The sequence below is a fragment of the Microbacterium sp. C-MGS6 genome, assembly GCF_058140415.1.
Genome location: NZ_CM176934.1, coordinates 1,725,214 through 1,738,823 on the forward strand (window position 1 = coordinate 1,725,214; position 13,610 = coordinate 1,738,823).

The following is a 13,610-nucleotide window of genomic DNA, read 5'->3' on the forward strand; positions in this document are numbered from 1 at the left end:
CGACGTGGCGCGCTCGTCGTCGAGAGGCTGAACGGACACCGACCGAAAGGCAGCCATGCAGCTCTCCACGGATTCCGAAGCCATCGTCCGCGCCACCGCCGGCGTCGTCGCCTCACACGCCGACGAGATCACCACCCTGTTCTATCGGCGCATGTTCGAGGCGCATCCGGAGCTGTTGAACGTCTTCAACCGCGCGCATCAGGCGCAGGGCGATCAGCCCAAGGCACTGGCGGCGTCCGTCGTGGCGTTCGCCGTCCACCTCATCGATCCCGACGCGCCGGACTTCTCCCCGGTGATGCGACGTATCGCCCACCGCCACGTCTCGCTGGGGGTGTCGGCCCGTCAGTACACGATCGTGGGCCGCTATCTCCTGGCCGCCGTCGATGAGGTCCTCGGCGAGGCGGTCACACCGGCGGTGCACGCCGCGTGGGATGAGGTGTACTGGCTCTTCGGCTGCTCGCTCATCGCGGAGGAGGCGCGGCTCTACGCGGAGGCGGGCACAGACCCGGACCACCCGTGGCGGCCGCACCGCGTCATCGAGCGGGTGGAGGAGGCCCGCGACGTCATCTCCCTCGTCATGGAGCCGGTGGACGGTCAGCGGGCGCCCCATCGGACCGGGCAGTACGTGGCCGTCGCCGTCGACCTCCCGGACGGCACGCGCCAGCCCCGGCAGTACACGATCTCCTCGTTTGCACCCGGGGCAGCGCTGCGCGTCACCGTGAAGCGTGTGCGTCGTGTGGACGGCGCACCGGACGGTCAGGTGTCGACCTGGCTGCACGAGAACGCGCTGGTCGGTACGGTACTCGATGTCTCCCAGCCCGCCGGCGACCTGCTCCTCGACGACTCCGATGACGCGCTGGTCCTGATCTCGGCGGGAATCGGCATCACTCCCGTCGCGGCGATGGTGGACGACCTCGCACAGCGGCGTCCCGACCGGCCGGTGCACCTGTTCCATGTGGACCGGGAGCCGGACACGCACGCCCTCGTCTCTGCCGTGCGCGGTCGTGCGCAGCATCTGAGCGACGTCCGCGCCCTGACCTGGTACACGGCGGGCGTGGAGGAGGGGCCGTCGGTGCGGTCCGGCCGGATGGATCTCGCCGGCATCGACCTTCCGCCGACGGCACGCGTCTTCCTCTGCGGGCCGCTGTCGTTCATGCAGGCCGTTCGGGGCGGACTGACGGCCCGCGGGATCGCGCCGGACCGTATCGACTACGAGGTCTTCGGCCCTGACCTCTGGGCTCGGCACCCGGAGTCCGGTGCGGCCTGAGAGTCCCGGAGACCTGAGCGTGGCCGTGTCAAGCCCCTCCTCGACGCCACGAGGTGCTGCCATGCTCCCCGAGAGCGGCACCGCGCCGCGGAACGGGAGAGACAATGAGCATCGGCAGCGGAATCGCGCTCTTCGTCATCGGAGCGATCCTCGTGTTCGCGATCAACGTCGACGTGCCGTGGGTCAACCTGGACATGGTCGGCTACATCCTCATGGGTGCCGGCGTGATCATCTTCCTCATCGGCATCGTGCTGCTCGCCCGCCGACGTCGCACGGAGACCGTGTCGCGCACGTACGTCGACCCGGCGACGGGGGAGCCCACGACCCGGCGTTCGGTCAGCTCCAGTTCGGACGAGGGCCTCTGAGCTGACTCATTCGGAAACGAGAAGGGCCGCGGGGAAACCCTCGGCCCTTCTCGTCAGACGACGTCTGCGCCTTCGAGATGTTCCTCGACGAGGGTGATGCCTCCGCTCGAGTTCGCGGAGTGCGCGAGTTCCTCGATCCAGCGACGGCTCAGCTCGGGCGTCTCGGCCTCGTCGAAGACGAACCGGAGCGGGATGGACGGGTGCAGCCACAGCGTGGAGCGGCCGGGGGCGTCGCCCTCGGGGTGGCGCCAGGAGAGGGTGAAGCTCTCGTTGCGCCGCAGCTTGGTGGCGATGACGACCTTGAGGTGCGCGAGTGCGCGGTCTTCGATCTGGATCGGCGTCTGGGTGTCGCCGTAGTACAGGCTGCCCATCGTCAGCCGACCTTCGCGCGGGAGGCGGGGGTGTTCATGGCGCTCCTTCGGAACGTGCAGGGGGAAGACGGCAGACCGCTCCCGGGGATACTTGGACTCTACCCAATTTGCGCACGACATCGTGCGCATCGCCGGGACTCGCCGTCGGGCGCGAACAGAGTATGCGCGCGGTGTCAGTCCGGCGTCACAGGGCCGCCAGGACGGGCGGATTCCCGTACGCCTCGCGATAGGCGGTGGCGAACCGGGAGACATTGCTGAAACCCCATCGGCGGGCGACGGCCGACACGGAGGCTCCCTTGCCGTGTCGCAGATCCCGATGCGCGCCATCGAGCCGAGCACGCCTCAGGGCCTCGTTCGGTGTGATGTCGAGTGCGCGGCGGAACGCATACTGCAGGCCACGCGTGGACATGTACGCGGCCGCGGCGACGTCGTCGACCGTGATCGGCAGATGTGCGTTGTCCTCGATGTACGCCAGGGCACGACGCACCGAGGCCGGTGCCGCAGAGCGCTGCGCGGGACGGTGCAGCGACTCGCTGAACGTGGTGGGGAACGCCGACATCGTCAGCAGGAGGGCGTGGCGTTCGAGTTCTGCGGCGATGAGAGGGGCGGCGCCGTCCGGTCCGAACGAGCCGTCGATATAGGAGAACATCTGCTCCCACCGCGCTCCGTCCTCCCGCGTATGCGGAGCGAGTCCGGTGGCCCGGAGCTCGAGGCGGTCGTCGCCGGTGATCTGCCTGATCGAGTCGCGCGCTGCGGTCCGATCGAACACGAGGGCCCGGACCCGGGCCACCTGATTCCATTTCGCTTCCACGCGGACGCCGTCCGTCAGCCACGGCTGGGCGGCGTCCAGTCCCTGGCGCCCCGACCAGATCCGGGCATCGGCGGCATCCACGCGGCACACCAACAGCTGATCCTCGGGCTCGGCGCGGGAGTGCACCTGGGCGGCGAGCTGGTAACGGACCAGCGACATCGAGGGTGCCTCCACCGAGCGCCAATCGAAGCGGAACCGGCGCGGGTCCACGTCCTGCAGGGTCGCCGAGGGCACGAACTGCTGCCAGGTGGTCTCCACCTGCTCGATGTCCGTGGATGTGAACTGCACCGACACTCCTTGCTGCGCCCTCTTCCGGGCGGCCGGGGCTTCTTGGACAGTAGCCCATGCCACTGACAGCACGGTGGGGATGCTCCGCGGGCCCGCGGGCGGGCCGCGCGGTCGGGGCCTCGTAGACTCGGATCATGAGTGTGCCTTCCCCGTATGCGGAGCGATTGAGCCGGATTCCGGTGCAGCGCCATGAGGTGGAGGTCCGCGGCGGATCGACGGCGTACTGGGCGTACGGTCCGGACGACGCCGAGACGACCGTCATCGCGGTCCACGGCTTCCGGGGCGAGCACCACGGTCTCGAGTCGGTCCTGGCCTTCCTGCCTGAACTCCGGGTGCTGGCTCCCGACCTCCCCGGATTCGGGGAGTCCGCGCCGTTGCCCGGTCGCCGCCACGATCTGGCGGAGTACGCGGGATGGCTCACCGACTTCACGGCGGCCACGGCACCTGGTGCCGTGATCCTCGGCCATTCGTTCGGTTCCATCGTGACTGCCGCCGCCGTCGCCGGGGGGCTGGAGACCCCGCGGCTGATCCTCGTGAACCCCATCGGCGCGCCCGCGCTGGAGGGACCGAAGGGCATCATGACCCGACTGGCGGTGCTGTACTACGCTCTCGGTGCCAAGCTTCCGCCGCGGATCGGCACCGCGCTCCTGCGCAACCGGGTGATCGTCCGTGTCATGAGCGTGACCATGGCGAAGACGCGGGATCCGGAGCTGCGTCGCTTCATCCACGACCAGCACGACACCTACTTCTCGCGGTTCTCCGACCGGGAGGTCCTGCACGACGCGTTCGTCGCGAGCGTCTCCCACGACGTCAGGGAGTTCGCGCCGTCGATCGACGTTCCCACGCTCCTGATCGCCGCCCAGAAGGACGACATCACCCCGATCGAGGCGGAGCGCGCGCTGGTCACTCTCTTCCCGGACGCGTCCCTCGTCGAGATCGCGCACGTGGGTCACCTGATCCACTACGAGACCCCGGCCGAGGCGGCCGGAGCGGTCCGTCGGTTCCTCAGGATTCCCGTCGCGCGAGGCCGATGAGTCCGGCCACCCGAAACGGGATCACCTCGCCCATCGCGAGCGAGGTCTCCGTGCGCTCCACGCCCTCGATCGAGAGGATCCGGGCGTCCGTGTCGAACAGGTGACGCGCGTCGCGGCATGCCACGCGCGCCAACAGGTCGATGGAGCCGCTCAGGCCGTGCGCCTGGACGACCTCCGGGATGCGCGCGAGCTCGTTGATGATCCGGGGAAGCTCGGTCTGGCGGACGCCGATGCTGACGAACGCCTGCAGCGGGAACCCCAGGACATCGGGGGAGAAGGCGCGCTCGTAGGAGAGGAACACGCCGCTCTGCTCCAACCGCGCCATCCGCGCCTGGATGGTGTTCCGTGACAGGCTCATGCGCTCGGCGAGAGCGACGATGGTCACGCGCGGGTCGTCGGCGAGCGCGGCGAGAAGCTCCAGGTCGATCCGGTCCAGTCCAGGCATAGTGCCAAACCCTAGCAGCACGCGACCGGAGAAAAATGAGCAACATGCTCAATCCAGGTTGAGTTGCTTGAGCGAGGTGTTCACCGGACGTACCCTCAGACCATGCCGGTGATGACGCCGGCACCATTGCGCGTCGCCCCACGAGGGCCGCCAGGGACGAGGAGGACGATGATGTCGCCGCAGACCACCCCCATTGCGGACACCGCCCAGGATCTGGAGCTGTCGGAGCGCATCCTCGCTCCGGACGGGACCCGTGTCGCCAACGACCGCCTCGACCCGTTCGTCACCGATGTCGACGCCGCGCAACTGCGGGCACTGCACCGCGACATGGTCATCCTCCGCCGCATCGATGCCGAGGGCGTGGCCCTGCAGCGTCAGGGGCAGCTGGGACTCTGGGCGCCGTGCCAGGGCCAGGAAGCCACGCAGATCGGTACGGCCAGGGCGCTCGATCCGCAGGACTACGTCTTCCCGAGCTACCGGGAGACCGGCGTGATCTACGCGCGCGGCGCGCAGCCGGGGGACTACGTGCGGATGTGGCGCGGTGAAGAGGGGGCGGCCTACGATCCCGCGGCCCTCCGCGTCGCTCCGTTGCAGATCATCATCGGCGCCCAGACCCTGCACGCGGTCGGGTACGCGCTCGGCATCCAGCATGAGAAGGCACCGGAGGTCGCCGTGACCTACTTCGGTGATGGGGCGACCAGCCAGGGGGATGTGAACGAGGCGATGATCTTCGCCGCGTCGTATCAGGCGCCGGTCGTCTTCGTCTGTCAGAACAACCACTGGGCCATCTCCGAGCCGGTCGCCGTGCAGTCGCAGTATCCGATCGCCGGGCGCGCGCCCGGGTTCGGGATCCCGAGCCTCCGTGTGGACGGGAACGACGTCCTCGCCTGCCTGGCGGCGATGCGCTGGGCGTTGGACCACGCGCGCTCCGGGAAGGGCCCGGCCTACATCGAGGCCGTGACATATCGGATGGGCCCGCATACCACCGCGGACGACCCCACCCGGTACCGGGACGAGGCCGAGCTGGAGTCCTGGCGCCGCCGCGACCCCATCACGCGACTGGAGGCGTACCTCCGTGCGACCGGGGACCTCACCGAGGAGCATCTCGCCGAGACGCAGGCGGCTGCGGACGCGGTCGCCAAGGAGATGCGCGCGACCTGCCTCGGCATGGTCACCCGTCCGCCGCTGGCGGTGTTCGACGGCGTCTATGCCGAGCCGCACACGGGCCTGGAACGGCAGCGCGACGAGTACGCGGCATACCTCGCGTCGTTCGAGGGCGAGGCGTGACCATGACCGAACTCACTCTCGGCAAGGCGCTGGGCGCCGGCCTCCGTCAGGCGATGCGCGACGACGAGAAGGTGGTGCTCCTGGGCGAGGACATCGGCAAGCTCGGCGGCGTCTTCCGGATCACCGACGGCCTCCTCGACGAGTTCGGGGCGGCCAGGGTCATCGACACACCGCTCGCGGAGTCCGGGATCGTCGGCACGGCCGTCGGTCTCGCGTTCCGCGGCTACCGCCCGATCGTCGAGATCCAGTTCGACGGGTTCGTCTACCCCGCCTTCGACCAGATCGTCTCGCAGGTCGCCAAGCTGCACTACCGCACCCAGGGGCGGGTGAAGATGCCGATCACGATCCGGATCCCGTGGGCCGGCGGAATCGGTGCCGCCGAGCATCATTCCGAGTCGCCGGAGGCCTACTTCGCCCACACGGCGGGCCTCCGTGTCGTCGCCGTCTCGAACCCGGAGGACGCCTATCGGAGCCTCCGGCAGGCGATCGCGTCGGACGACCCCGTCGTGTTCTTCGAGCCCAAGCGGCTCTATCACCACAAGGGCGAGGTCGACCTCGAGGCCCCGCTCGCGGATGCGCCGCCGATGGGACTCGCCCGGGTCGTGCGCTCCGGGACGGACGTCACGGTCCTCACCTACGGAGCCATGGTGAGCACCGCGCTGCAGGCGGCGGAGGCCGCGGAAGACGAGGGCGTCGCCCTGGAGGTCATCGACCTGCGATCGCTCTCTCCGGTGGACTACGACTCCATCGCCGCCTCGGTGCGGAAGACCGGACGAGTGGTCGTCGCGCACGAGGCCTCCCGGGAAGCCGGCCTCGCCGCGGAGGTCATCGCGAGCGTGACCGAGCTCTGCTTCGAGTACCTCGAATCCCCTCCGCTGCGAGTCACCGGGCATGACGTGCCGTACCCGCCTGCCAAGCTCGAGAAGTACCACCTGCCGGATCTCGACCGGATCCTCGATGCGGTCGATCGCGTGATGGATCGCCCGCACAGCCTGACGGGAGCGGACGCATGATCGCCGAATTCCGTCTCCCCGACCTCGGCGAAGGACTCACCGAGGCGGAGGTCGTGCAGTGGCTCGTCGCGCCCGGCGACAGCGTCGCGCTGAATCAGACCCTCGCGGAGGTCGAGACGGCCAAGGCCGTCGTCGAGCTGCCGTCGCCCTATGAAGGCACGGTGTCGACCCTGCACGCGGACGCGGGAGAGACCGTCGCCGTGGGAGCACCACTGATCGCCTTCGACATCGAGGGGGACGATCCTCCGGCGGCGTCGTCCGGTGGCGAGGAAGAGGCCTCCGCGGAGAAGGCGCAGCCGAACCTCGTGGGCTACGGAGCCGCCCCGACATCGAGTGGACGCCCCGCGCGCCGGGCGCGGCGCCGGAGTGCCGCCCAGGTGGCCTCGGCGGCCGACACCGCCGTTCTCGAGGCAGCGCCGCACGACGCGACGCCATCGGTCTCGGTCGAGCCCGTTCTGGAGCGACCACGGTCAACCCCTCCGGTGCGCGCCTACGCCAAGCGACGGGGCGTCGACCTCGTCCTCGTCGCCGCGGAAGTCGGTGACCGCGTGATCACGAGGGCAGACGTGGATGCGTACGCGGAGCGTATCGGAGCGGAGCCGTCACGGCCCGCCGGGACGCCTGAGCGCGAGACCACCGCGGCATCCGGAACCCTTCCGCGCGCGGAGGGGAGGCCGCGGGAGACGCGCGTCCCGATCCGCGGGGTCCGCAAGCACACGGCGGCGGCGATGGTGCAGAGCGCGTTCACCGCCCCGCACGTCACGGTCTTCCACACGGTCGATGTGACCGCGACCATGGAGATGCTGGCACGTCTCCGCGAGGACCGAGCGCTTGCGGAGCAGCGGATCGGCCCGCTCGCCGTCGTCGCGAAGGCCGTCTGTCTCGCTCTGCGCCGGGCGCCCGGCCTGAATGCGCGCTGGGATGAGGAGTCCGGCGAGATCGTCCACTACAGCTATGTCGACCTGGGGATCGCCGCGGCGACCGATCGGGGTCTCATCGTGCCGATGATCCGGGATGCGGAGCGGATGAACCTGGTGGAGCTGTCGACCGCGGTCAGGCGGCTCGCCGACACCGCTCGCGCAGGGAAGACCTCCCCGGCCGAGCTCGCCGGGGGCACGTTCTCCCTGTCGAACATCGGGGTGTTCGGGGTGGAGGCCGGAACGCCGATCCTCCCGCCAGGGCAGTCCGGGATCCTCGCGGTCGGCGCGGTGCGGCGGCAGCCGTGGGAGTACCGCGGTGAGATCGCACTCCGTCAGCTCATGACGCTGAGTCTGTCCTTCGATCATCGCCTCGTCGACGGGGCCGAGGGCGCGACGTTCCTCAAGGACGTGGCCGACATCCTCGAGGATCCGGGACGGGCGATGCTGCTCAGCTAGCGGCGCGCAGTGCAGCCTCGGCCATCGCGACCAGCACGGTCGCGGTGGCCGTGTGCCTTCTCGTCGCGGCCCGCGTGCTGTGCGGGGTCGAGTTGATGAGACCGAAGCACGCCTGCACGCGGAGCCGGAGTTCGTCCCGGTCGAGCGGTTCCGGACGCTCGAGCGCGGCGAGAGCGTCCATCCAGAGCTCGATGTAGGCGCGTTGCAGTCGGCGGACCTCGGCGCGATCGTCCTCGTCGAGGAAGGCGAGATCGCGATCCTGCACCTGGATGACCTCGGCGTTGCCGAGCGCGAACTCCACATGGAAGCGGATGAGCCCGCGCATGCGCTCGTCGGGTGCGCTCGTCTCCTCGGACACGCGTCGTCCGCCCGCGACGAGGTCCTGGCTGACCTTCACCAGGACCGCTCCGAGAAGGGCCTGCTTCCCGGCGAAGTGGCGGTACACCGCGGGCCCGGACACACCGACGGCAGCGCCGATGTCCTCCAGGCTCACCCCGCTGTACCCGCGCGCGGCGAAGAGCCGAGCCGCGGCATGCAGAAGGGCGTCGGAGCGTTCTGCCTTGGCGCGGTCACGGGCGGTGGCGGGGCTTGTCATCTCAGTTAATCCTCGCTAACCTGAATCAACGGGTTAGTGAACACTAACCGAGAATGCATGCAGCGCGCCAGGTTCCCCGCCCGGCGCGACGTGGGTCGAGGAGGACGTCACGATGCCGGCAACCCAGGAAGCACTCGCCCAGCGGCTCCGTGACCGTCTCGCGACCGCAGCGCAGGGTGGCCCCGCGGCCTCCCGCGAGCGACATGTCGCCCGCGGGAAGCTCCTCCCGCGCGACCGCGTCACCCGTCTCCTCGACGAGGACAGCCCGTTCCTCGAGATCGCCCCGCTCGCGGCCGACGGTCTGTACGGCGGGGAGGCGCCGGGGGCCGGTGTCATCGCCGGCATCGGCCTGGTCCACGGCCGGCACGTCATGGTCGTCTGCAACGACGCCACCGTGAAAGGCGGAACGTACTATCCGCTCACCGTGAAGAAGCACCTGCGGGCGCAGGAGATCGCCCTCGAGAACCGTCTGCCGTGCCTCTACCTCGTGGACTCGGGCGGCGCCTTCCTTCCTCGACAGGACGAGGTCTTCCCGGACCGCGAGCACTTCGGACGCATATTCTTCAACCAGGCCCGGCTGTCCGCGCAGGGAATACCGCAGCTCGCGGCGGTCCTCGGATCGTGTACGGCGGGTGGCGCCTACGTTCCCGCGATGAGCGACGAGACCGTCATCGTCCGCGGACAGGGCACGATCTTCCTCGGCGGGCCTCCTCTGGTGAAGGCTGCCATCGGCGAGATCGTCACGGCGGAGGAGCTCGGCGGAGGGGAGCTGCACGCCCGGCGCAGCGGCGTCGTGGATCACCTCGCCGACGACGACGAGCACGCGCTGGAGATCCTCCGCGACATCGTGGCCACGCTGCCGCCGCCGCTCGCCCCGGCCTGGAACGTCGGGGAGAGTCGCGCCCCGGCGGAGATCGGCTCCCTGTACGACGTGGTTCCCGTGGACGTCAACGCCGCGTACGACGTGCGCGAGGTGATCGCACGCCTCGTCGACGGCGACACCTTCCATGAGTTCAAGGCCGAGTACGGCACCACACTGGTGACGGGTTTCGCGCGGCTGCACGGCCACCCCGTGGGCATCGTCGCGAACAACGGCGTGCTGTTCAGCGAGTCGGCGCTCAAGGGCGCGCACTTCATCGAGCTCTGCGATCAGCGCGGCATCCCACTGCTCTTCCTGCAGAACATCACCGGGTTCATGGTCGGCTCCGATGCGGAGGCGGGAGGGATCGCGAAGGACGGGGCCAAGATGGTCACGGCGGTGGCGACCACCCGGGTCCCCAAGCTCACCGTCATCATCGGCGGCTCCTTCGGGGCGGGCAACTACTCGATGTGCGGGCGCGCCTACTCGCCGCGATTCCTCTGGACCTGGCCGGCGAGCCGGATCTCGGTGATGGGCGGGCCTCAGGCCGCCTCGGTGCTCGCCACGGTGAAGGACGACCAGCTCGCGGCGCGCGGGGAGGCGTGGACCGCGGAGGAGCGTGCGGCGTTCGAAGAGCCGATCCGGGCGCAGTACGAGGAGCAGGGCGAACCGTACTACGCGACCGCACGGCTGTGGGACGACGGCATCGTCGACCCGGAGCAGACCCGTGACCTCCTCGGTCTCGCCCTGGACGTCGTCGCCCGCAGCCCCCTGCCCGAGCCGCGCTTCGGCGTCTTCCGGATGTGAGCCCCATGTCGCACTCGCCTTCCCTCTCGTTCTCCTCGGTCCTCGTCGCGAACCGCGGCGAGATCGCGCGCCGCATCTTCCGGACCCTCCGCGACCTCGGCATCCGCAGCATCGCGGTCTACAGCGATGCAGACGTCGACGCGCCGCACGTCCGCGAGGCGGACGCCGCCGTGCGGATCGGGCCGGCGCCGGCGGCGGAGTCCTACCTCGACATCGACGCCGTCATCGCCGCGGCCCGCGCTTCCGGAGCGGAGGCCGTGCATCCCGGCTACGGATTCCTCTCCGAGAGCGTCGGGCTCGCGGAGGCCTGTGCGGAGAGCGGCATCGTGTTCATCGGCCCGACGGTCGAAGCACTCCAGATCATGGGAGACAAGGCGCGAGCCCGTGAGCATGTGAGCCGCAGCGGCGTGCCGGTGGTGCCGGGGTTCGACGCCAGGGGCCTCTCGGATGCGGAGATCCGCGAGGAGGCGGAGGCGGTCGGGTTCCCGCTCCTCGTCAAGCCGAGTGCCGGCGGGGGTGGGAAGGGTATGGAGGTCGTCGTCGACAGCGCGGGTCTTCCCGGCGCGCTCAGTTCAGCCCGACGCGTCGCGGCATCCGCCTTCGGCGACGATGCGCTCATCCTGGAGCGTCTCATCCGCCGACCGCGTCACATCGAGGTGCAGGTGTTCGGCGATGCGCACGGCACCGTCGTGGCGCTCGGCGAGCGCGAGTGCACGCTCCAGCGTCGTCACCAGAAGGTGATCGAGGAGGCGCCGTCAGCCGGGATCCCGCCCGCGACCCGCGACCGGCTGCTCACGGCAGCCGTGCGCGCCGCGGAGAGCGTCGCCTACGTCGGAGCGGGGACCGTGGAGTTCCTCGTCGACGCCGATGCTCCCGACGACGTCTTCTTCATCGAGATGAACACCCGGCTGCAGGTGGAGCACCCGGTGACCGAGGAGGTCACCGGACTCGACCTCGTCGCACTCCAGCTCCGCATGGCCGACGGACAGCCGCTCGACGTCGCACCCCGGACGACCGGGCATGCCGTCGAGGCCCGTGTGTACGCCGAGTCGCCGGAGCGCGGGTTCCTGCCGTCGACCGGCACCGTGCTGCTCTTCGACCCGCCTTCCGGTGTCCGCGTGGACGCGGCCGTGGAATCCGGGAGCGTGGTGAGCGGGTTCTACGACCCGATGATCGCGAAGATCATCGCGTGGGCGGAGGACAGGGCGACAGCGCTGCAGCGACTCGACGATGCCCTCGCCCGCACCGTGGTGCTGGGAGTGGAGACGAACATCGCGTTCCTGCGCCGGCTCCTCCGGGACCGTCGCGTGCTCGAGGGCGACCTCGACACCGGTCTCATCGACACCCTGCTCCCGCTCGAGCCGATGAGCCCGTCGGCGGCGCAGGTCGCGGCAGCTGCCGGACTGGTGGACGCTCGTCGCGAGACCGCCGCATCACCGGGCGGCGCCGGACCGCTGTGGCGCTCCCTCCCCGGGTGGCGTCTGGGGGCAGCACCGCACGCGCCCGAACCGTTCACCCTGCTCACCGACGACGACGAGATCGTACGCACGACACCGACGCTGCCCCCGCCCGACCGCGTGTGCGCGGCCCGCGATGCCGAGGGCGCGATATGGGTCTGCGAAGACGGGCGGACGCTGCGGCTCCGCCCCCTGGATCGCCGCGGCCGGATGCGGAGGCGACTCGCCGCCGCGGAGCGGGAGGCCCGCGCCACCGAGCCCGAGGCGCGCGCCCCCATGCCGGGCGGTGTCGTGGCGGTCCATGTCGAGGACGGTGCGGCGGTCCGCGCGGGAGAGCCTCTCGTATCGATCGAGGCGATGAAGATGGAGCACCCCGTGGTCGCGCCGCACGACGGCGTGGTGCGGATGCTGGTCGCGGTGGGCGATCAGGTGCGGCGCGATCAACCGGTCGCCCGCGTGTCGATGACGGAGGAGGACCGATGATGCACGATCTCACCGAAGAGGAGCGCGAACTCGCCGCGATGGCACGCGAATTCGCCGACACGGTGGTCGCCCCGCAGTCCTACGAGGCGGATCGCACCCACACGCTCTCGATGGACGTCGTGCGGCAGATGGGCGAGCTCGGCCTCTTCGGGCTGCCCTTCCCCGAGGAGTACGGCGGGCAGGGCGGCGACTACATGGCGCTCGGCCTCGCCATCGAGGCTCTGGGACGAGTCGACCAGTCGAGCGCGATCACCCTCGAGGCCGGCGTGAGCCTCGGGGCGATGCCCGTCTTCCGCTTCGGCACCGAGGAGCAGAAGCGCGAGCTGCTGCCGGATCTCCTCGCCGGTCGTGCCCTCGCCGGGTTCGGACTCACGGAACCCGAGGCGGGGAGCGATGCCGGGGCGACGCGGACGACAGCGCGGCTCGACGGCGACGAATGGGTGATCGACGGCTCCAAGCAGTTCATCACGAACTCGGGCACCCCGATCACACGGTTCGTGACGGTCACCGCCGTCACCGGTCAGAACGAGGGGCGCAAGGAGATCTCCACGATCATCGTCCCGAACGGAACGCCGGGGTTCACGGTCGAGCCGCCCTACGACAAGGTGGGCTGGAACGCCTCGGACACGCATCCGCTGACGTTCGACGGGGCACGGGTGCCGGCGGGCAACCTCCTCGGCGAACGGGGGAGCGGCTTCCGGAACTTCCTCAGCATCCTGGACGAGGGGCGCATCGCGATCGCCGCCCTCTCGACCGGCGCCGCGGAGGGCTGCCTGGAGGCCGCGGTCGACTACGCCAAGAGCCGCACCATCTTCGGCAGCGCACTCAGCACTCGGCAGAACGCCCAGTTCACCCTGGCGCGCATGCGAGCCCGCGTCCACACGGCACGACTCGCCTGGCACCACGCCGCCCGCCTCCGCGACGCGGGAGAGGCGTTCGCCGAGCAGGCGGCGATCGCGAAGCTCGTCGCCGGGGAGGCCGCGATGGACAACGCCCGCGACGCCACGCAGATCTTCGGAGGCAACGGCTTCATGAACGAGTTCCCGGTGGCGCGCCACTACCGCGACTCCAAGATCCTGGAGATCGGCGAGGGGACCACCGAGGTCCAGCTCCTCGTGATCGCCAGGGCGCTCGGACTCGCCCGGTAGCGTG

General features: G+C 70.1%; 13 protein-coding genes and 1 pseudogene. 10 read left to right on the forward strand and 4 right to left on the reverse strand.

Annotated features, from left to right (window positions below; all coding sequences use genetic code 11):
- Positions 1–52: 52 nt before the first annotated feature.
- The 3 genes and pseudogenes from AC3B5L_RS08305 to AC3B5L_RS08315 form a co-directional block, all read left to right on the forward strand.
- Positions 53–430: pseudogene (locus AC3B5L_RS08305) on the forward strand (globin domain-containing protein); the annotation flags it as partial.
- 147 nt (positions 431–577) lie between these two features.
- Positions 578–1,267, forward strand: a complete 690-nt coding sequence (locus AC3B5L_RS08310; RefSeq protein ID WP_490096398.1) for a ferredoxin reductase domain-containing protein — start codon at positions 578–580, stop codon at positions 1,265–1,267.
- A gap of 104 nt (positions 1,268–1,371) precedes the next feature.
- Positions 1,372–1,632, forward strand: coding sequence for a DUF6458 family protein (locus AC3B5L_RS08315; RefSeq protein WP_187664041.1), 261 nt, complete (start codon positions 1,372–1,374; stop codon positions 1,630–1,632).
- 53 nt (positions 1,633–1,685) lie between these two features.
- Here AC3B5L_RS08315 and AC3B5L_RS08320 read toward each other — a convergent pair whose 3' ends face one another.
- Both AC3B5L_RS08320 and AC3B5L_RS08325 read right to left on the reverse strand, forming a co-directional pair.
- Positions 1,686–2,003: a DUF7882 family protein gene (locus tag AC3B5L_RS08320; RefSeq protein WP_060921991.1), complete on the reverse strand. Its 318-nt coding sequence runs from the start codon at positions 2,001–2,003 to the stop codon at positions 1,686–1,688.
- A 184-nt stretch (positions 2,004–2,187) separates the two neighbouring features.
- Positions 2,188–3,102 carry a helix-turn-helix transcriptional regulator gene (locus AC3B5L_RS08325; RefSeq protein ID WP_268776336.1) on the reverse strand — a complete coding sequence of 305 codons (915 nt, stop codon included), beginning with the start codon at positions 3,100–3,102 and terminating at the stop codon, positions 2,188–2,190.
- 134 nt (positions 3,103–3,236) lie between these two features.
- Here AC3B5L_RS08325 and AC3B5L_RS08330 point away from each other — a divergent pair, with 134 nt between their 5' ends.
- Positions 3,237–4,136: an alpha/beta fold hydrolase gene (locus AC3B5L_RS08330; protein ID WP_187664043.1), complete on the forward strand. Its 900-nt coding sequence runs from the start codon at positions 3,237–3,239 to the stop codon at positions 4,134–4,136.
- On the opposite strand, the gene AC3B5L_RS08335 is transcribed toward AC3B5L_RS08330, so the two are convergent.
- The gene (locus AC3B5L_RS08335) at positions 4,108–4,581 is read right to left on the reverse strand and encodes an Lrp/AsnC family transcriptional regulator (protein ID WP_025103414.1); all 474 of its coding nucleotides are present in this window, start codon (positions 4,579–4,581) and stop codon (positions 4,108–4,110) included. The two genes, AC3B5L_RS08330 and AC3B5L_RS08335, sit on opposite strands and share 29 nt — an antisense overlap.
- Positions 4,582–4,752: 171 nt before the next feature.
- Between AC3B5L_RS08335 and pdhA the strand changes: the two genes are divergently transcribed.
- Genes pdhA through AC3B5L_RS08350 form a run of 3 tightly spaced genes read left to right on the forward strand, consistent with a single transcriptional unit; the run spans position 4,753 to position 8,257 of the window.
- Positions 4,753–5,868: a pyruvate dehydrogenase (acetyl-transferring) E1 component subunit alpha gene (pdhA, locus tag AC3B5L_RS08340; RefSeq protein WP_268776561.1), complete on the forward strand. Its 1,116-nt coding sequence runs from the start codon at positions 4,753–4,755 to the stop codon at positions 5,866–5,868.
- Between the two features lie 2 nt (positions 5,869–5,870).
- Positions 5,871–6,881 carry an alpha-ketoacid dehydrogenase subunit beta gene (locus tag AC3B5L_RS08345; protein WP_490096393.1) on the forward strand — a complete coding sequence of 337 codons (1,011 nt, stop codon included), beginning with the start codon at positions 5,871–5,873 and terminating at the stop codon, positions 6,879–6,881.
- The gene (locus AC3B5L_RS08350; protein ID WP_490096394.1) at positions 6,878–8,257 is read left to right on the forward strand and encodes a dihydrolipoamide acetyltransferase family protein; all 1,380 of its coding nucleotides are present in this window, start codon (positions 6,878–6,880) and stop codon (positions 8,255–8,257) included. The genes AC3B5L_RS08345 and AC3B5L_RS08350 overlap by 4 nt, the downstream gene beginning before the upstream one ends.
- Here AC3B5L_RS08350 and AC3B5L_RS08355 read toward each other — a convergent pair.
- On the reverse strand, positions 8,250–8,852 hold the full coding sequence (locus AC3B5L_RS08355) for a TetR/AcrR family transcriptional regulator (RefSeq protein ID WP_259951545.1): 603 nt from the start codon (positions 8,850–8,852) through the stop codon (positions 8,250–8,252). The genes AC3B5L_RS08350 and AC3B5L_RS08355 overlap by 8 nt on opposite strands.
- 112 nt (positions 8,853–8,964) lie before the next feature.
- On the opposite strand from AC3B5L_RS08355, the gene AC3B5L_RS08360 reads away from it, so the two are divergent.
- From AC3B5L_RS08360 to AC3B5L_RS08370, 3 genes are read left to right on the forward strand one after another with little or no spacing between them, the layout of a single operon-like run.
- Positions 8,965–10,518: a carboxyl transferase domain-containing protein gene (locus AC3B5L_RS08360; RefSeq protein ID WP_259951544.1), complete on the forward strand. Its 1,554-nt coding sequence runs from the start codon at positions 8,965–8,967 to the stop codon at positions 10,516–10,518.
- A 5-nt stretch (positions 10,519–10,523) separates the two neighbouring features.
- On the forward strand, positions 10,524–12,458 hold the full coding sequence (locus tag AC3B5L_RS08365) for an acetyl/propionyl/methylcrotonyl-CoA carboxylase subunit alpha (RefSeq protein ID WP_490095636.1): 1,935 nt from the start codon (positions 10,524–10,526) through the stop codon (positions 12,456–12,458).
- Positions 12,458–13,606 carry an acyl-CoA dehydrogenase family protein gene (locus AC3B5L_RS08370; RefSeq protein ID WP_490096399.1) on the forward strand — a complete coding sequence of 383 codons (1,149 nt, stop codon included), beginning with the start codon at positions 12,458–12,460 and terminating at the stop codon, positions 13,604–13,606. The genes AC3B5L_RS08365 and AC3B5L_RS08370 overlap by 1 nt, the downstream gene beginning before the upstream one ends.
- Positions 13,607–13,610 lie beyond the last annotated feature (4 nt).

Excerpts from the sequence above, each read along its gene's own strand:
- AC3B5L_RS08310 (WP_490096398.1), top strand. The coding sequence starts at position 578 with ATGGAGCCGGTGGACGGTCAGCGGGCGCCCCATCGGACCGGGCAGTAC.
- AC3B5L_RS08315 (WP_187664041.1), top strand. The coding sequence starts at position 1,372 with ATGAGCATCGGCAGCGGAATCGCGCTCTTCGTCATCGGAGCGATCCTC.
- AC3B5L_RS08320 (WP_060921991.1), bottom strand. The coding sequence starts at position 2,003 with ATGGGCAGCCTGTACTACGGCGACACCCAGACGCCGATCCAGATCGAA.
- AC3B5L_RS08330 (WP_187664043.1), top strand. The coding sequence starts at position 3,237 with ATGAGTGTGCCTTCCCCGTATGCGGAGCGATTGAGCCGGATTCCGGTG.
- AC3B5L_RS08335 (WP_025103414.1), bottom strand. The coding sequence starts at position 4,581 with ATGCCTGGACTGGACCGGATCGACCTGGAGCTTCTCGCCGCGCTCGCC.
- pdhA (WP_268776561.1), top strand. The coding sequence starts at position 4,753 with ATGTCGCCGCAGACCACCCCCATTGCGGACACCGCCCAGGATCTGGAG.
- AC3B5L_RS08345 (WP_490096393.1), top strand. The coding sequence starts at position 5,871 with ATGACCGAACTCACTCTCGGCAAGGCGCTGGGCGCCGGCCTCCGTCAG.
- AC3B5L_RS08350 (WP_490096394.1), top strand. The coding sequence starts at position 6,878 with ATGATCGCCGAATTCCGTCTCCCCGACCTCGGCGAAGGACTCACCGAG.
- AC3B5L_RS08355 (WP_259951545.1), bottom strand. The coding sequence starts at position 8,852 with ATGACAAGCCCCGCCACCGCCCGTGACCGCGCCAAGGCAGAACGCTCC.
- AC3B5L_RS08360 (WP_259951544.1), top strand. The coding sequence starts at position 8,965 with ATGCCGGCAACCCAGGAAGCACTCGCCCAGCGGCTCCGTGACCGTCTC.
- AC3B5L_RS08365 (WP_490095636.1), top strand. The coding sequence starts at position 10,524 with ATGTCGCACTCGCCTTCCCTCTCGTTCTCCTCGGTCCTCGTCGCGAAC.
- AC3B5L_RS08370 (WP_490096399.1), top strand. The coding sequence starts at position 12,458 with ATGCACGATCTCACCGAAGAGGAGCGCGAACTCGCCGCGATGGCACGC.